Source organism: Bacillus cereus group sp. N24 (assembly GCF_016483345.1).
GTDB classification, from domain to species: Bacteria; Bacillota; Bacilli; order Bacillales; family Bacillaceae_G; genus Bacillus_A; species Bacillus_A toyonensis.
Genome location: NZ_JAEHCA010000013.1, coordinates 21,904 through 39,445, shown reverse-complemented (window position 1 = coordinate 39,445; position 17,542 = coordinate 21,904). Strand labels below are relative to the sequence as shown.

Below are 17,542 nucleotides of genomic sequence, written 5' to 3'. Positions count from 1 at the left end.
GCACAAGGCCATTTTCAATAGTTTTTAATTAGCAGCAATATCCACCATAGCCGCCTGCATAACCGCCGTAACCACCATAACCACAACCGCTGCCTCCGCCGAAGCAGCTAGCACCGATGATGATTAATAAAATAAACAATACGATTAGAAGCGCAAAACCGCCGCCGCACCCATGTCTGCGGTTACAATCATCATGTCTGTGTTCACACTTTTCGCTCATTACTCTATTCCTCCTTTAGTATCATTCATAACAAGTTCACCTTGCTCTAAATGAGGGGATTCCATTTATAGTATGTTTTCAGGGCGAATAGGAAGCTTGGCTTACTTAAAAACGGGCTTGTTTTGGCAATTGGGCTTCATCAAAAAAAAGATACCTATTCAGGTATCTTTTAAAGAAACATATTCAACACAAGGGCAAAACCGAATGCAATAAATGATAACAATGTTTCCAGCACCGTCCACGTTTTAAACGTTTCCTTCACCGTCAAACCTAAATACTCTTTTACAAGCCAGAAGCCTGCATCATTTACGTGAGAAAACATTAGTGAACCTGCACCGGTTGCTATAACGAGCAATTCTAAATTTACACCAGACATGTGCTGAATAACTGGTGAAACAATTCCTGCTGCTGTCGTTAATGCTACTGTAGCTGATCCGGTCGCTATTCGAATTAATCCAGCTACCATGAAAGCTAAGACGATTGGTGATAACGATATATGTTCTGCCATTTGCGCAATCGCCGTTCCAACTCCACTTTCAATTAATATTTGTTTAAACCCACCACCTGCACCAATTATTAAAATAATTGAGCCTACAGGTAGTAAACTTTCATCTGTTAATTTTTTTATCATCTTTTTATTAATTCCTTGTTTGATGCCAAGTAAATAAAATGCTGCAAAACATGAAATAAGTAAAGCGATTACTGGACTTCCTATAAAGACAAAAAATTCAGTTATTTTTATTGGTAAAGAAATATACGGTGCAACTACTGATAAAATCATTAACACGACTGGCAGTAAAATAATAAAAAACGAAACTTTACGACTTGGTAAATCGGTTGATACAGTCGTAACTCGAACAAGCTCCGGTTCATTTTCAGGTATAACCCTCTTATGTACCCACTTCGCAAATATCGGCCCTGCGATGATGGCTGTTGGTAACGCGATAATTAATGAATATAAAAGTACTTTTCCTAAGTTCGCGTTATAAATCCCGATTGCAGTCATCGCACCTGGATGCGGAGGCACTAGCCCATGCACAATCGATAATCCAGCAATAACAGGTAACGCAATTAACAATATATTTTGCTTCGTCGTTTTTCGAATGGAAATAACAAGTGGTAATAAAATGACGATCCCCACTTCAAAAAAGACTGGAATCCCTATAACAAACCCTGCAAATAACATAGCCCAAGGTAATTTTTTTACGCCGAAAAATCGAATAAAGAAATCTGCAACTTGCATGCCTGCCCCTGAATCAGACATCATTTTCCCTAAGATAGTTCCGAGAGCCAAAATGCCAACTAAATGCCCTAATACACTACCAACACCAGTTTCATAGGCAGCCACTATTTTCGTTAAGTTCAGTCCAGACATAATAGCTAAAAATAAACTAGCAACTGTTAAACTAATAAATGCATGCCATTTCCACCATGATACCCCTAAAATGACAATTGCGATCGCAAGTAACGTGACGATTAATAAGTATATATCCATCTCTCATTCCCCTTACTTTTATAAAAAAAGAGGGAAAATCCCCTCTTTTTTATACGTCATAATTCACGACATAATGCTGCATTTCTGTATTGTAGTAGCCTTCGCTATATTCAATTACTTCGCCAACTTCATCGTAAGAATAGCGCATACGTTTTAATAACGCTGTCCCCTCTTTTTCACCTAACGATTCTGCAACGAAACTGGGCGCAAGTCCAACTGCGAATTCATCTCTGAAGTTTTCTAAATGTATACCTCGGTCTTCGACTAAATCGTAAAGTGATTGTAAATCAAAGTCCGATAAGTCTGTACTTGCCATTTTCGCTGAGAAATAGTGCGTATAATGAATATATGGCGCATCATTTAACGTATATAAACGTTCAATACGAAAACTCTCTTTACCGAATAAGCGAAATGGCACTGTTCCTTCTTCATTATGAACGACTTCTGCCTTTAGCAATTTCTTTTGTACTTTATATCCTTCTTCCACTAACACTTCAGTAAATTTCTTACCCTTTGACAGTTTTGTCGCAGAAGTATTACGGATGACTTTCGTTCCTTTACCGCTCTTCTTTTCCAAATATCCTTCTTGAGCGAGTTCTTTAATCGCATTACGTACTGTAATTTTACTCACTTTGAACTCTTCCTCTAATTGTGGTTCTGAAGGAATATTCGTATGAATCGCATATACACCATGCAATATTCGATCACGAATAATATTTTTTATTTGTAAATATAATGGTCCTTTTTTTCTCGTTACGTTCACCGTTACACCCACTACCTTTCTACATCACCTACTGATGCCGTCATTGCCCGAAGTATATCCTTCTCTGATGACATTGGCGTATCACCGACGATTGTATGTGCAAGCATGCCAGCTGCTGACGCAAATGAAACAGCTTTCTCTGGTGCAAACTCTTCTATCTCGCCATGAATAATCCCGCTCGTATAAGCATCTCCAGCACCTATTCTATCATATACAGAAAACGTAAGTGTTTTTGCAAAAGTGAACGTTCCATCTTTACATATAAACCCGCGCAGTGAATGTGTATTATCACCGTTAATAGAGCGATGTGTACCAGCGATTGTAGCAATATGATACGTTTCAGCTACCTTTGGAATGAGCTCCATCAGTTGTGCCTCTCGCTCCGTCTCTTCTGTTTTCATTCCTAGAACGAACATTGCATCTTTTTCATTCATCATAACAATATCAGCAAGTCCCAGCATTTCTTCATAATGCGGCTTTGCCTGTTCATATCCGTCTTCTCCCCAAAGTGATGGACGATAATTGCAATCAAAAACGACGGTTCCTCCGTTTTCTTTAACTGCTCTCGCTAAAGACTTCATATGATGGCGTACAGTATCATTCATCGCAAGTGTAATACCGCAAAAATGAACGATATCAATCTCCTTAGCAATTTCTTCAAATTGGTACATCTCTTCACATGCCGTATTGAAACTACTTTCTAATCGATTCGAATACGTAACGCGGCTTGCACGTGCTCCAAATCCATTTTCTAAAAAGTACATGCCGACATATTTGCCGCCCCTTGAAACAAGCGGGGTTTGCACACCTAACTTTTGAATGTATGATAATGCCGCATCTCCAACCGAATTTTCCGGTAAAGTTGAGATAAGAAGCCCTTCATGCCCTAGATGAGAAAGCCCCGCTGCAACATTCACACCTGTACCAGAAAATGAATAATTTAATGTGTTTGCTTGCGACAATAATTCATATCCTGGTACTTGCAGGCGCATCATTACTTCACCGAATGCTGCAATTTTCTTACGCATATTGATCAACTAACTTCTTCACGACTGCTAATAATTCACGCACATCTTCTGTTTTCGTATTACCAGTTTCTTTATCAATAATAGAAGAGTACACATGCGGGATAACTTGCTCTACATTTGCTTCAAGCGCAATACGTACAATTGTTTCGAAGTTTTCTTTATCAATTCCGCCCGTTGGCTCTAATGCAAATCCTTCTTCCGCACAAGCTTTCGCAACTACGCGATATTCTTCTTCATGAGCTAGCCCTTTCATCGGGAAGTACTTCAATGAATTTCCGCCCATATCACGTACAAGTGCGATCGCTGTTTTAATTGGAACGATTGCTTTTTCTTCTCCAGCCGCACTAATTGGGCCAGTAGAAATATTTACGTAACCTACTTTTCCTGTTGGCGATACTAAACTATTAATCCAGCTATCTTTTTCGCCAAGATTTGCACGTGTCGCTCCAACTGAAGGGAACACTTGGTTAATATGGCTACCAGGATAATGCTTCGCAATTTCAGCCACAACTGCCGCTTGGCGATTATCTCCTGCTCCTAGTCCGATTGATACAGCATCCTCAATTTCTTTTCCGTATGCTTTCATCGCCGTAACTGCTTCTTCTACTGTTGGGTAGTCTTTTGATAACACTCCCACTACTACATAACCTTCTGCTGCTTCAAAAATATCTTTCGCATTTTCTATATTGTTTGCCAATACATTTAATGCTACGCGGCCTTTATAAAAACGTTTTTGAATGTTTGTCATTTTAGTTTCCCCCTACAATTTCTCTCATTTTTTCTTCAATCACATGTATGTCATCACCTTGAAGTGGACGTGGATCGATATCAAAGAATCCTTGTCTTACTCCGTAATCACGTGTATAAATGGCAATTTCCCCTTCGCGTAATGCTGTCACAACATCTTTTGCTGATTTATTTAATTGTGTCTCGTTAATATGAATACGAGCTCTAAAGATTGCTCTTCCGGCTTCATCTTGAACGATCGTTACATTTACGCCGTTTAATTCTTTTAGCGGTATAAGTACTTGTAACAATTCTTTTTCTTGCTCGCTCTTATCTTCTTTTACTCCGTACTCATCAAGCGCTTGAAGTAAGCCAAATGTTGTTTCTTTCCCAACCTTCATACTTCTTCCGATGCAATGTAATTGCACTTTCAGCCACTCAATATACTTTCTTTTACCGCCCACAATACCAGAAGTAGGCCCTTCAATCGCCTTTGAACCACTATAAATGGCAAGGTCTGCATACTTCACATATTTTTGAATGTCTTCTTCAGCTGCCGCATCGACGATAAGCGGGATGTTATTTCGCTGCGCAACTTCCCATGCTTCTTCAACAGAAATCATATTTTTTTGTACTGCATGATGGGATTTCACATAAAGAATCGCCGCTGTATTTTCACCAATCGCATCTTCAATATGCTCTGCTTTCCCTTCATTTGCATAGCCAACTTCTACAAGTTTACCGCCGCCTAAGTAAATCATCGTTTCAACAGGGGCACCGTATTGAACGTTATGACCCTTTAACATAATCACTTCGTTTTTCGCGATTACTTCTTGATGAAGTCTTTCACTTTTACGGCGATTTCCTTCTGTAACGATACCAGCGATAGAAAGCGCAATTCCACTCGATGCTGAATTCACAACAACCGCTGCCTCTGACTCTAGAATTCTCGCAATATGGTCTCCTGCTTTATCTACTAAATCAGCAATTTCCACATAATTTTGTCCACCATGTTTCATTGCATCCATAACTGTATCTGTCGGAGCGGATACACCTAAAATACTCATTCTACCGCTCGCATTAATCACTCTTTTTAATCCATACTTAGCATTCAATGAATGACCCATTGATTACAACCCCTTTCGTATCAATCCTTCTTTCAGCAATGCGCTGATCCCCTTCTGAATCAATTAACGCAACCTTCTCATCTTTCACCGTAAATAAAGTTAAATTTGCAATATCGCCTTCTTGAATGCGGCCAAGCTCAGGTTTCTTAAGCCACTCTGCTGCATTTTTCGTAACCGCATCAATCACTTCTTCTAGCGGATAACCTAAGTAAAGGAATTTCGAAAGAACGTGAGCCATACTATACACTGGACCGTGTATACGGTTCTTCCGGTAAATATCTGTACTAATTGTATTAAGCGCAATACCGTAACGCTTCGCCGCTTCTGCTACTTTAAAAGAAAAACTAGCATTACCATGACCAACATCTAAATGTACGCCGCGATTCACTGCATCTAGTAACACAGGTAGCGGTTTGCCTTCTTCATCAAATAAATTATTTTCTTTCCCGTTTAAATAATGTGTAATGACATCATCTTTTTCTAAAAGAGGTACAACTTCCTCAATGCGAGGAGGTGCTGAACCGATATGTACCATAATTGGCAATGATGTTTCACGGGATAAATCACGCGCTATATGAAGTGGTTCAATTCCACTATCACAAACGACACTTTTACTCATTCTCGCCTTTAACCCAACGATTACATCTTTATACTTTTCTACTGCTTCTATTACTTTCTCTTTATCTATCCATTCCATATTGGATAATTCATCAATTCGTTTTAAACCGATGCGAGAAATATTTAAAAAGGCAAATAAATTCGTTTTTGCCTGCTCTCTACTTTTTACTAAATCTGCAATGCGATCAGCACCGCAGCTACCTGCATCAACAATTGTCGTTACCCCTTGCTTAACGCCAATTTCGTCCACCTCATCGCCATACGGATCAAACTCTGGAAAAGCATGAACGTGCAAATCAATCCAGCCACTCGATACGTAAGTACCAGAGTAATCAAGAACCTTTCCACCCTCACCAACACCAGCTTTCGTCACCTGTGCAATTTTATTATTTTCAATTACAATGTCAATCTCTTCCCCGTTCACACGTTTCACATTACGTAGTACGAATCGTTCTGTCATTGTACTTCCACCCTTTTCTATAAGAAGCCATAAGAATACGCTTACATTAAAATTTCATTTTTCTTTATCTCTTTCACACATTTAGAGTAGCACAAAAAAAGGGAGAAGTAAATATAACGTTATAATGTTTAAAAGTAAATAAAAAGATGCTCCTCAAAATGCGATAGTACAGGAAATTATATCAACGATTTTTCGAATATATCTATCATAACTTACAATATATCAACGATTTTTCAATTATATCTATCGTAACTCAAAATATATCAACGATTCGACAAGGAATATCGATTTACCGACAAAAAACGCCAATCCCTTTCTTATATACGAAAAGGCTGCTCCAAAACGGAACAACCTCTTTATCTATTCCTGAACCGTCACAATAACCCCATCCATATTGTTCCCCGAAATTTCATACTGCTTATTTACTGGGACATTTACGTTCATATTCTCTGAAACTTTATAATAAGAAACCGTATATTTCTTGCCTTCCACCTCAGTTGAAATTTCTTTTTCCTCTTTTAAGAACTCTAAATATTCCTCTAGCGTAAAATTCTTTTTTTGCATAATTGCGCTATGAGGTAAACCGACGTAACGTATATGCCATGGCTCATATTGAATGCCTGTAATGTTACTTTTATTTTTCGGGTAGCGTAATACAAAGCCATGCTTCCATACGTTCTCTTCCACCCACTTACCTTCAGGAGCCCTCTCCATTTTCTTTTGAGTAGACCCAACATCGAGTGATAATCCTAAATTATGCTCACTGTATCCTGCTGGGAGTGCATAATCTGATCCCATTTCTTTATATAATTTACTTTGTTCTTGAAAATCTCGGTACCCGCTACTCATTAGGAAATGCTGTACTCCATCTTTTCCAGCCGCATCGACAACGTTCAAAAACTTTTTTACAACACCCTTTGATAAGCGAAGGTTTCTATCAAATATTACATAACCTCTTACTAATTCACTATTATGATTTACATTTATAATATCAGACCTAATACTATCTTTCTTTACTGGGTAATCTTTATTAACTAATAGTAGATCCCCTTTATAAATTTGTTCTTTTGTAACCTCTACCTTTTCCATACTTGCAGTCTTTACTGCACTATTTTCCCCGCCGATTTTCACATCAATTTCCTTTTGAAATAACGGTGATATATAAACGCCTACACAGATTGTGCATGCTATAAAAAAAGAAATAAATACCCACTTTTTCATTTCTAGTTCCTCCTTAACGTAACTTACGTATAGAATAGAAAAAACTATTAAAATAAAAAGTGGGGTAAAGTTTAAATTTTTATTAAATTGTTACGTTCTCGTCTTTTGGCAATCTCACTTCAAATAGCGTTCTAACTACATTACTTTCAGCAGAAATCGTACCGTTATGCTGCTCGACAATATTTTTTGCAATAAATAGTCCAAGGCCTGTCCCGCCACGGTTCTCGGTTCTCGCTTTATCACCTGTATAAAACATATCAAATAGATACGGTAAATCTTCTTCTGGAATGCTATCTCCGTAATTCATAACTTGCACGACAACTTCTCCATTATCGACATACCCATTCATATCAACAAATTGTCCATCATATCCGTATCGAACAGCATTTGTTAACAAGTTTTCAAATACTCTAGCTAACAATTTTCCATCACCGTGCATCGGTAAATGAGCATCAACATGCAATCTAGCTTCTAAATGATGTTTCTCTAATAACGGATATAATTCCTCTTCTAACTGTATAAGCAACTCACTTATATCAATAGGCTTTTTATCCAGCTTTAGCATGCCATAATTCATACGTGTAATTTCAAATAGCTCATCAATTAAACTTTCCAGCCTTTGTGATTTCGTATATGCAATCGTGGAAAAATGTTTAATTTGTTCCTTCGTCAAATTCTCATCTTTAAGAATTAAATCTAAATATCCTAACACGGATGTTAATGGCGTTCTTAAATCATGAGCTAAATTCACAACGAGCTGATCTTTACTACTTTCAGCAAAGTCGCCTCTTTCCACAGCTTCTTTTAACTTTTCACTCGCAACATTTATTTCGCGCGCGATATTTCCAAACTCATCATTTGATGAAACTTGAACTTTATTTGTAAAGTTACCGTTCGCAAGATGATGAATCCCATTAGAAATTTCATCAAAGTATTTTAAATACGGTTTTGTCAAAAAGAAGAAAAAGATAATAGATAACGGAATAAAGAAAATTAAAAAGAAGTTAATGTCCCCAAATTCCCTTACCATTGATCGAAATTGCGCTAAAGGCTCTTCGTAGCGAACCATCTTTTTATAATACAGCTGCAATCCTTTATAAATTATATAAGTTACAGTTGCTGCAAGCACCATACTTAACGCAAATAAGGCAATCATTTTAAAACGAAAGCTTTTCATCATGTTAGCCATTGAAAGTATAACCTACCCCCCACACTGTTTTTATTAACTTATCCTTTCTTTTATCTTCCCCAAGCTTTTTCCGTAACGTACGAATATGTACCATAACTGTATTTCCACCTTCATAATAATCATCTGCCCATACTTGCTGAAAAATATTTTCCACATTGTACACTTTCTTCGGATGACTCGCTAATAAATATAAAATGTCAAATTCTTTCGGTGTTAACTCAATTTGCTCTCCATATACATTTACCGTTCGGCGCTCAGGATCAATAATGACTCCGCCAATCTCTAAAGCAGACTTACTTTCCGCTACTTTCGGTTGATTTAACGTAAAAAACCTACGCAGTTGTGCATTTACACGTGCAACTAGTTCTATTGGTGTGAAAGGCTTCGTCATATAATCATCCGCACCTAGTACAAGACCTGTCACCTTATCGAAGTCAGATGTTTTCGCGCTTAAGAAAATAATCGGCATATGATATTTGGCGCGAATCTGTCTCGTCACTTCATATCCATCCATTTTCGGCATCATAATATCTAAAACCACTAAGTCAATTGGCTGCGTTTTAATAATATGCACCGCTTCTTCTCCATCGGCTGCTTTCACAACATGATACCCTTCTTTTTTTAAATGTATCTCAATTAAATCAGCAATTTCTGCCTCATCATCAGCTATCAAAATTGAAATGCGCTTCATCTTACTCCCCCTTTATACGCTCGATTTTAAACTAGTCTATCCAATTTGTACAATACAAAAAAGGCTACCCGTTTGAGTAGCCTTAGTCAATGAAATTATATCAGCGATTATTGAAATATATCGACTTACCGACAATTAACGACAAAACCCTCTCGCTATTTGCGGACAGCCTAACGAAACTTCCATTTACCGCTCAAACACAATCCGCTGCTTCGTAATTTCATCCAGTCTCTTGCGGTCTACTTCATACTCAGCTTCAACACTTTGCGGTACAATCACTTTCCCGCCCTTAAGCATCACTTCCGGCGAAATAATATCCTGCTCCCAATGTCGACTAGAAGCGGATATATCACCAGGAATCGTAAAGTTCGGCAATGAAGCAAGCGCAACATTTTGCGCTCGTGAAATCCCCATTTCCACCATGCCACCGCACCAAACTGGGATGTTATGCTCCATACAATAATTATGAATTTGAATTGATTCTGTTAATCCGCCCACTCGCCCTGGTTTAATATTCACAATTCGGCAACTGCCAAGCGTAATCGCAACGCGCGCATCTTCTAAGCTATGGATGCTTTCATCTAAACAAATCGGCGTTTCAATTTTCTTTTGCAGCTGTGCATGATCAAGAAAATCGTAATCCGCTAGCGGTTGTTCAATCATCAGCAATTGAAATTCATCTAGTCGTTTCAGCCTCTCCGTATCCGCTAATGTATAGGCTGAATTTGCATCAGCCATTAACGGGATATTCGGAAACTCTTTACGAATTTCTTTCAATAATTCGTAATCATGCTCTGGCTTTATTTTCACTTTAAAACGCTCGTATCCTTCTTCCGCGTACTTCTCGATTTGTTTTAGCATAACCGGAATCGTATTGATCCCGATTACAACGCCGACCTCAATTTCAGACTTCGTTCCGCCAAGCAATGTCGCTAGCGGTTTCTTTTGACGCGTCGCATATAAATCCCAAACAGCCCCTTCTATTCCGGCCTTTGCCATTCGGTTTCTCTTTATATGCTGGAACAAACTCGGCACTTCATTCGGATGAGAAATTTCAGTTTCCAATAAATCCGGTATTAAAAAATCCTGAAGTACATGCAGTGCTGTCTTCACCGTTTCTTCCGTATACCACGGTTCAGAAAAAGCAACGACTTCACCAAAACCAACGTATCCATCTTTATCTTCTAATTCAACGACGATACTCTCACGCCTTTCGTAAGTTCCGTAGCTTGCAGCAAACGGGATTACGAGTGGCATTTCCGTTATATAAAGTGTCACTTTTTTTATCTCCACCTAAATCTCCTCCACTAATTGTCTTAACTCTCGTCTTAACAATTTTTTCGAAGCGTTTCGTGGTAATTCCTCTAAGAAACACACTTTCTTCGGCACTTTATATTTCGCTAATTTCTCCTCGCAAAAATGAAAAATTTCTTCTTCTGTTACCTCTCCGTTTTTTACAACAAAAGCAGCTGGCACTTGTCCCCAACTTTCGTCAGCCATACCGACAACACCGGCTTCTGCTACTGCAGGATGAGAGAGTAACACTTCTTCAATTTGAGCTGGATATATATTTTCTCCCCCAGAAATAATTAAATCACTGCGGCGGTCTAATACGTATAAAAATCCTTCTTCATCTAAATAACCGAGGTCACCAGTATGAAGCCAGCCATTTTGAATTGTTTCACGCGTCGCATCTTCACGGTTAAAATAGCCACCTGTTACGTTCGGCCCTTTTACAACAATTTCTCCTTCAGCATGTGGAGGCACTACTACGCCGTCTTTTTCAATACGAAGCTGACATTGGAATAGTGGTTTTCCAGCTGATCCTACTTTCGTTAACATGTAATCTGCTGATAACGTACAAATTTGCGAAGACGTTTCTGTCATACCGTACGTTTGATACACAGGAATTCCTTTTTCTACACACGTTTCTAATAACGGTTTCGGCGCTGGCCCTCCGCCTAGTAACATGCATCGTAAAGAAGAGGGATATGTCTCTTCTCCAAGTCGCTCTAAAAGATCTGTTAACATTTTAGAAACGACAGAAATAATCGTAACGCCTCTCGTTTGAAGTGCTTCATGAATAAAATTAGCATCATATTTCGGAACGAGTAAAATGCGCATACCGTACATAATATTTTTCATTAACAGAGATAGCCCGCCAACGTGGAACATCGGCATACAAGCTAACCAGCAATCATCATCACGAAGCCCTAAATTAAGCGAAGAACCGACTGCGCTTGCCCAATGATTACCGTACGTTAAAATAACGCCTTTCGGCTTCCCTGTCGTCCCAGACGTATAAATAATTGTCATCGCTTCTTCTAAAGAGAATTCTTCCTGTATAGATGCTTCCGCCTTCGATCCATTCATCACTTCAGCGAATGAATATACAGGAACATCTGTAGTCTCAAAATCTTGATCCGTCACTAAACAAACAACTTCAGCATCATCCATTTGCCAAAGTAGCTCTTCTCTTGAAAGACGCGTATTTAAAAGCACAGCTACTGCACCTACGTAAGATAGGGCGTGAATAACTGTAATCATCTCCATACCATTTTTCATCAGAACAGCCACTTTTTGCGCCCGCTTCACTCCAACGTGCGTGAGGTGTTCACAAACAGATACTACTTTTTCATGCAACTGCATAAAAGTAACCTTTTCGTCCTCTATTTCAATTGCAGTACGCTCTGGTGTTAAAAACGCACGTTGCTTTAACCAGTTAGGCATCGGCTCCATCATTCATTCTCCTTTCATGAAAGAAAGAGACTTGATGTGACATCAAGTCTCTTAGTTGTTTTGTTTCCGGTTGATTCCATCTAGCTACAGCGGCTAGAACAGTCGGTGGCTTCACACCTTCCTACGCCCTCTTGTTCTAAGCAAGCCGCTTTCGCTTTTGGTTTCATCCAGCTGCGCCTCCTAGCCCCTTCCGTCTAAGAACCTTCCGCACGAGAAAGTAAAAAACACTTTCTGTGCGAAAGAACCTTAGCCTACGAGGCTAAACAGTCGGCTCCGCTTTTGGTTTGATCACGGGAAACGAGGGAATTGACCGAAGTCCGGGCTGCGTTTTTCTTTGAACGCGTCACGACCTTCTTTTGCTTCGTCAGTTGTGTAGTACAATAACGTTGCATCTCCAGCTAATTGTTGAATACCAGCTAGACCGTCTGTATCTGCGTTGAATGCAGCTTTTAAGAAACGAAGTGCCATTGGGCTGTTTGCTAAAATTTCTTGTGCCCATTGTACTGTTTCTGCTTCAAGCTCTTCTAATGGTACTACAGTGTTTACTAAGCCCATATCAAGTGCTTCCCCAGCACTATATTGACGGCATAGGTACCAAATTTCGCGAGCTTTCTTGTGGCCTACCATACGAGCTAAGTAACCAGCTCCGTATCCACCGTCAAAGCTTCCTACTTTAGGACCTGTTTGTCCGAATACAGCGTTGTCTGCAGCGATTGTTAAGTCACATACGATATGAAGTACGTGTCCTCCACCGATTGCATAACCTGCTACCATTGCGATAACTGGTTTAGGAATTGCGCGAATTAGACGTTGTAAGTCTAATACGTTTAGACGTGGGATTTGGTCGTCACCTACATATCCACCATGACCGCGAACTTTTTGGTCGCCGCCAGAACAGAATGCACGTCCACCTTCACCTGTTAAAATGATAACGCCAACATTTGCATCATCACGAGCGTGTGCAAAAGCGTTGATTAACTCCATTACCGTTTTAGGACGGAATGCGTTATGTACTTCAGGGCGGTTAATCGAAATCTTTGCGATACCATTGTATGTTGAATAAATAATATCTTCGTAATTGCCTTCTTTTACCCATTCAATAGCCATTACAACTACCTCCTTGTATATTTCTGATCTCCTCTATAAGTGTAGCTTCCCTCTTAGGTGAAAAAAGCATCACTGCATAGTTTTTAGAAATCCCTTTACTATTGTATCAAACTTTTCAGGTTGTTCCACATGAATTGCATGGCCAGCACCATCAATTTTGACAAATTTCGCGTCAGAGACGCATTTTTCGATATTTTTTAATATGCGAAAGAACTTTTCATCATGCTCACCGTTCATTAAAAGAACAGGCATTTTTAAGTTTTGTAGCTCATTCCACCATGAAGGCTGAGCCCCTGTTCCCATGCCTCGCAAGCTATTTGCAAGTCCTTTTGGACTGTTAGCAAGTCGTTCTTTTCGCACTGCTTCTTGTACCTTTTCTGCTAAACGTTTTTGCGTTTCGAACAGCGGAATATTTTCCCACATCGCTACAAAACTTTCGATTCCTTCTCGCTCAATTTTATGAGCAAGCCGCTCATCTTTTTCACAGCGTTCTTCTCGCTCATTTTCACTTTCAAGCCCAGCTGTACAATTTTCTAATAAAAGAGAACGTACATATTCTGGATATAGGCATGCCATCGTAATCGCCAGTCTACCGCCCATTGAATAGCCGAGTATGTGCGCTTTTTCAATATGAAGGTAATCTAGCAACTCTTTCATTTGTAATGCCGCATTTCTAATATCATAATGCGTCACAGCTTCAGGACTTTCCGTTTTTCCGTGCCCAACAATGTCTACTAAAATGACTTGAAATTTCTCGCTCCAAGAAGGAACGAAAAAACGCCACGTTTCCATGCTTCCCGTAAAACCATGAAGAAGTAGAAGTGGTTCACCGCTTCCGACTACTTCATATTCATACGATACACCTTGCAGCGTTACTTTCATCGTGATTCACCTTGTAAAGATGTAGTAATCACGTCCATCGTTTTTGCCCATAATGTACGGTGCAATGTTAAGTTCTCATCACGATTCGTACAAATTTCCACAACGTGTAAACCTTCCGCCCTTGTTCCCTTTTGTACCTCTTCTCGGAATTGCTCCCAACCATTTACACGGCTAAATGAACCACCGTACATTTTAACAACGTGTTCATAATCAAGCCCAATCGGTGTTCCAAATAATGATTCAAAATGTTCCTTTTTCTCATACTGTGGTAAGAATGAGAAAATACCGCCACCGTCATTATTTACAACGACAATTGTTATGTTTAATTCATGTAATTTCGCTGCTAACAGTCCATTTAAATCGTGATAAAATGATAAATCACCGATGACTAATACGAGCGGATCACAAATAACGCTCGCGCCTAAAGCTGTTGAAATGATTCCATCGATACCATTTACACCGCGATTTGCCATCACCTGAATATTTTTATCTGATGTGAAGAAGAATGAATCTGTATCACGAATTGGCATACTATTACTCGCAAATAACGTTGCCCCATCTGGTAATACGCGTACAATATCCGTAATAACCTTTCCTTCAAATGCCGTTTCATATGTTTCCATTTCACGAAGCGTTGCCTTCGTTTTTTCGTTTATATGTTGCCACATTCCGAACCAATCATTCTTTTTCATAGCTGGCATTTTTTCTATTAATGCACTACAAAATGCAATATCATTTGCCTGTACAACTTCTGTCGCAACAAGAGCTGGATCTCTCCATTGTCCGGATTCGTCGACAACGATATGAACGGCTTTCGTCTGTTTTTTAATAAACTGCGTTAATGCTTTCGAAACAGGCATACCACCAAAGCGAATCATAACTTCTGGCTTCCATGTTTCTTTTAACAACTCATTTCGTAAAAATGTATCGTAACAGTCGATTACCATCGTTTTATCGTGATGTCCGCTACGAATGTTAGAAAGTGGATCCGCTAATATTGGATATCCTGTTTTTTTAGCTAATTGTGCCGCAAACGCTGCGATTTCTGAATGACTATCATCTCCACAAATAATAAGCCCCTTTTCCATATGTGAAAGGCGCCCTACAAGAGAATCTACATATTCACTCGGCATCGTCACGTTCCCTTGCTGAACTACTCCTGTATATTCCCCGCGTCCTTTATCCCATAAACTTTCTAATGAAAAGTCCGGGATAAGCGGTTCACGAACTGGAAAATTAAGATGAACAGGTCCTTGCGGCGTTAAAAGTGCGCTTGCTATCATGCGCTGCGTCGTCATGCGAGCATAATGATACATCGCTTCACTCGCTTCTGGAATTGCCATCTCTGTAAATTGCTTCACAAACGTACCGTATAAATGAATTTGATTCATCGCTTGTGGTGCACCGACATCTCTTAATTCATGCGGTCTATCTGCCGTTAAGACGATAAGCGGCACTCGTGAATGAAAAGCTTCACATACAGCTGGGTAATAGTTCGCTGCTGCCGTTCCTGACGTACATAATAATGCAACAGGACGTTTTTTTGCTTTTGCGATACCGAGCGCAAAAAATCCTGCTGATCTTTCATCTACGTGTAAATATGTGTTCATTCCTTCATGTTGTTCCATTAGTAGAGCAATCGGCGTTGACCGTGAGCCTGGACTAATGACAACATCACATACATTTAGACGCGTCAGTTCATCCACGAACGCGCCTAAATAATATGATAATGCTTCTATATGATTGTTCATTTCATTAATTCCTCCAAAGCACCAAGCATCGGTCTAAACTTCAAACTTGTTTCTTCATATTCAAGTTGCGGTACAGAATCAATTACAATCCCACAACCGGCAAATAAGGATGCTTTCTCGCCATTTAATAATCCGCAGCGAAGCGCAACCGCAAATTCACCATTTCCTTCATCATCTATCCACCCAATCGGTGCACCGTACAATCCTCTTTCTAACAATTCCACATCACGAATGAGCTTCATCGCTTCCAAACGAGGCGTCCCGCCAAGAGCTGGTGTTGGATGTAATTCTTCTACCATTGTTAAAAGACTCACATCACCTTTTGCTTCTACAGGCGTATATAAATGAATTAAGTTTTTCGTTGTTAATAAACCCGGACTTTCCGGAATATTAACGACGTTGCAATGCTCATTTAATACACCGCGAATCATGTTCACTACATAACCATGTTCCGCTAAATTCTTTTCATCATGAAGAAGCGCATTACCATTTTGTTTACTTTCTTCTATAGAATGACCATGACCGATTGAACCAGCAAGACACATCGACGTAAACTTCTCAGCTTCTTTGCGAATTAATCTCTCTGGCGTCGCTCCTAGGAAACATGCTCCTTTATAATCAAAAGAAAATACGTAACAATCCGGTTGCCCCATGCGAAGCGCTTCTAAAACAAGAGCAGAATCAATAGAATGATTCACCTCTACTTTTAACTCCCTCGCTAATACAACCTTCTGCACGTTACCCTGCTTCATCTCATCTTGCACTTTCTCAATTGCTTTCATCCAGCCTTTCGGATCAACTTCTACTTTAGAAGTAACAATTAATTTCGATCCTTCTAGCGCACATTTACTCTCCCCAAAAATTTTCTCTTCTAAAGAAATCATTTCGTTATAAAGAGTTTCTGCACAATCTGTTTCTGAAACAAACGTATTCATCGTTAACCACGCTTTTTCATTTTTTACAGTTAATAAAAATGCGGGTAGTGAAAATGTTGTATCTTTAAATTCTTTCCATAGGTCTGTTTTCTCTTTTTCTGGATCAAATGAAAACCCACCAAATAAAAGAGGACCTGTTCCAAATTCATATTCATCTCTTTGCACAAATGCATTCTCTTTTACTTTCTCCCACTCATCACGAGCAGTTTGAAAGCGCTTATGAGAAGAATTTGCTATAGTGAAAACAGAGCCAATTCCTGCAAATATTACATGCTGAGCTGGGTCTGCAAAATAACATCTATTTTCGAATGAAGTCCTTTTTCCTGCTGCATAAAACAGAAGTGGATCCACCCAGTCTATTTGTTTGACAAAACTAACTAATGTTTTTTCATTCTTTACACGCTTAATGGCCGCACTAAGAACTTCTTGCAAGCCTTTTTGTTTCGTTTGAATCACAATTGTCTCCCCCCTATGGGCGAAAAATAGTCATAATTACGCTTGATTTTAAGATACACCTCAAACGAAAGGCCTGTCAACGTTTAGCATTTCTGAGAAATTCACCTTCTCTTCCTAGAAAATAAACGTTGACA

Annotated in this window: 17 protein-coding genes; all 17 read right to left on the bottom strand. The window is 39.3% G+C overall.

Translation table 11 applies throughout. From position 1 onward, the window contains the following. Nucleotides 1–28: 28 nt before the first annotated feature. Complete coding sequence (locus JDS95_RS18470; RefSeq protein ID WP_001290400.1) at nt 29–220, bottom strand: YjcZ family sporulation protein; 192 nt, start codon at nt 218–220, stop codon at nt 29–31. A gap of 169 nt (nt 221–389) precedes the next feature. After that, nucleotides 390–1,715 carry a gluconate permease GntP gene (gene gntP, locus JDS95_RS18465; RefSeq protein WP_085450518.1) on the bottom strand — a complete coding sequence of 442 codons (1,326 nt, stop codon included), beginning with the start codon at nt 1,713–1,715 and terminating at the stop codon, nt 390–392. Between the two features lie 49 nt (nt 1,716–1,764). Beyond that, nucleotides 1,765–2,490: a GntR family transcriptional regulator gene (locus tag JDS95_RS18460; RefSeq protein ID WP_000539290.1), complete on the bottom strand. Its 726-nt coding sequence runs from the start codon at nt 2,488–2,490 to the stop codon at nt 1,765–1,767. After that, entirely contained in the window at nt 2,490–3,506 is a 1,017-nt protein-coding gene (locus tag JDS95_RS18455; RefSeq protein ID WP_144467212.1) for a sugar kinase, read from the bottom strand. Before JDS95_RS18455 ends, JDS95_RS18460 begins: the two co-directional genes overlap by 1 nt. Further along, entirely contained in the window at nt 3,499–4,254 is a 756-nt protein-coding gene (dagF, locus tag JDS95_RS18450) for a 2-dehydro-3-deoxy-phosphogluconate aldolase (RefSeq protein ID WP_000181925.1), read from the bottom strand. Before dagF ends, JDS95_RS18455 begins: the two co-directional genes overlap by 8 nt. Before the next feature lies 1 nt (nt 4,255). Beyond that, nucleotides 4,256–5,359, bottom strand: coding sequence for a DgaE family pyridoxal phosphate-dependent ammonia lyase (locus tag JDS95_RS18445; protein WP_000510119.1), 1,104 nt, complete (start codon nt 5,357–5,359; stop codon nt 4,256–4,258). Then, nucleotides 5,337–6,437 carry an amidohydrolase/deacetylase family metallohydrolase gene (locus JDS95_RS18440; RefSeq protein ID WP_085450514.1) on the bottom strand — a complete coding sequence of 367 codons (1,101 nt, stop codon included), beginning with the start codon at nt 6,435–6,437 and terminating at the stop codon, nt 5,337–5,339. Before JDS95_RS18440 ends, JDS95_RS18445 begins: the two co-directional genes overlap by 23 nt. A gap of 360 nt (nt 6,438–6,797) precedes the next feature. Continuing rightward, nucleotides 6,798–7,658 carry a D-Ala-D-Ala carboxypeptidase VanY gene (locus JDS95_RS18435; protein ID WP_000759391.1) on the bottom strand — a complete coding sequence of 287 codons (861 nt, stop codon included), beginning with the start codon at nt 7,656–7,658 and terminating at the stop codon, nt 6,798–6,800. A gap of 82 nt (nt 7,659–7,740) precedes the next feature. Continuing rightward, nucleotides 7,741–8,847: a sensor histidine kinase gene (locus JDS95_RS18430; protein ID WP_000002593.1), complete on the bottom strand. Its 1,107-nt coding sequence runs from the start codon at nt 8,845–8,847 to the stop codon at nt 7,741–7,743. After that, entirely contained in the window at nt 8,840–9,538 is a 699-nt protein-coding gene (locus JDS95_RS18425; RefSeq protein ID WP_000822514.1) for a response regulator transcription factor, read from the bottom strand. The genes JDS95_RS18430 and JDS95_RS18425 overlap by 8 nt, the downstream gene beginning before the upstream one ends. Before the next feature lie 186 nt (nt 9,539–9,724). Continuing rightward, complete coding sequence (gene menC / locus JDS95_RS18420) at nt 9,725–10,831, bottom strand: o-succinylbenzoate synthase (protein WP_000403452.1); 1,107 nt, start codon at nt 10,829–10,831, stop codon at nt 9,725–9,727. Continuing rightward, complete coding sequence (locus JDS95_RS18415) at nt 10,832–12,277, bottom strand: o-succinylbenzoate--CoA ligase (RefSeq protein WP_199690720.1); 1,446 nt, start codon at nt 12,275–12,277, stop codon at nt 10,832–10,834. Then, nucleotides 12,261–12,392 carry a hypothetical protein gene (locus JDS95_RS31565; protein ID WP_254903116.1) on the bottom strand — a complete coding sequence of 44 codons (132 nt, stop codon included), beginning with the start codon at nt 12,390–12,392 and terminating at the stop codon, nt 12,261–12,263. The genes JDS95_RS18415 and JDS95_RS31565 overlap by 17 nt, the downstream gene beginning before the upstream one ends. A gap of 173 nt (nt 12,393–12,565) precedes the next feature. Further along, a complete protein-coding gene (gene menB / locus JDS95_RS18410) occupies nt 12,566–13,384 on the bottom strand; it encodes a 1,4-dihydroxy-2-naphthoyl-CoA synthase (protein WP_000963887.1) in 819 nt (272 codons plus the stop codon). 69 nt (nt 13,385–13,453) lie between these two features. Next, nucleotides 13,454–14,266 (bottom strand): 2-succinyl-6-hydroxy-2,4-cyclohexadiene-1-carboxylate synthase, encoded by an 813-nt coding sequence (gene menH / locus JDS95_RS18405; protein ID WP_000869208.1) that lies wholly within the window; start codon nt 14,264–14,266, stop codon nt 13,454–13,456. Further along, nucleotides 14,263–16,017 carry a 2-succinyl-5-enolpyruvyl-6-hydroxy-3-cyclohexene-1-carboxylic-acid synthase gene (menD, locus tag JDS95_RS18400; protein WP_199690710.1) on the bottom strand — a complete coding sequence of 585 codons (1,755 nt, stop codon included), beginning with the start codon at nt 16,015–16,017 and terminating at the stop codon, nt 14,263–14,265. Before menD ends, menH begins: the two co-directional genes overlap by 4 nt. Next, the gene (locus tag JDS95_RS18395) at nt 16,014–17,408 is read right to left on the bottom strand and encodes an isochorismate synthase (RefSeq protein WP_000616759.1); all 1,395 of its coding nucleotides are present in this window, start codon (nt 17,406–17,408) and stop codon (nt 16,014–16,016) included. Before JDS95_RS18395 ends, menD begins: the two co-directional genes overlap by 4 nt. Between the last annotated feature and the right edge of the window lie 134 nt (nt 17,409–17,542).

Bases quoted from the DNA above. Each gene is read 5' to 3' on its own strand.
- JDS95_RS18470 (WP_001290400.1), bottom strand. From the start codon at position 220: ATGAGCGAAAAGTGTGAACACAGACATGATGATTGTAACCGCAGACAT.
- gntP (WP_085450518.1), bottom strand. From the start codon at position 1,715: ATGGATATATACTTATTAATCGTCACGTTACTTGCGATCGCAATTGTC.
- JDS95_RS18455 (WP_144467212.1), bottom strand. From the start codon at position 3,506: ATGCGTAAGAAAATTGCAGCATTCGGTGAAGTAATGATGCGCCTGCAA.
- dagF (WP_000181925.1), bottom strand. From the start codon at position 4,254: ATGACAAACATTCAAAAACGTTTTTATAAAGGCCGCGTAGCATTAAAT.
- JDS95_RS18445 (WP_000510119.1), bottom strand. From the start codon at position 5,359: ATGGGTCATTCATTGAATGCTAAGTATGGATTAAAAAGAGTGATTAAT.
- JDS95_RS18440 (WP_085450514.1), bottom strand. From the start codon at position 6,437: ATGACAGAACGATTCGTACTACGTAATGTGAAACGTGTGAACGGGGAA.
- JDS95_RS18435 (WP_000759391.1), bottom strand. From the start codon at position 7,658: ATGAAAAAGTGGGTATTTATTTCTTTTTTTATAGCATGCACAATCTGT.
- JDS95_RS18430 (WP_000002593.1), bottom strand. From the start codon at position 8,847: ATGGCTAACATGATGAAAAGCTTTCGTTTTAAAATGATTGCCTTATTT.
- JDS95_RS18425 (WP_000822514.1), bottom strand. From the start codon at position 9,538: ATGAAGCGCATTTCAATTTTGATAGCTGATGATGAGGCAGAAATTGCT.
- JDS95_RS18415 (WP_199690720.1), bottom strand. From the start codon at position 12,277: ATGGAGCCGATGCCTAACTGGTTAAAGCAACGTGCGTTTTTAACACCA.
- menB (WP_000963887.1), bottom strand. From the start codon at position 13,384: ATGGCTATTGAATGGGTAAAAGAAGGCAATTACGAAGATATTATTTAT.
- menH (WP_000869208.1), bottom strand. From the start codon at position 14,266: ATGAAAGTAACGCTGCAAGGTGTATCGTATGAATATGAAGTAGTCGGA.
- menD (WP_199690710.1), bottom strand. From the start codon at position 16,017: ATGAACAATCATATAGAAGCATTATCATATTATTTAGGCGCGTTCGTG.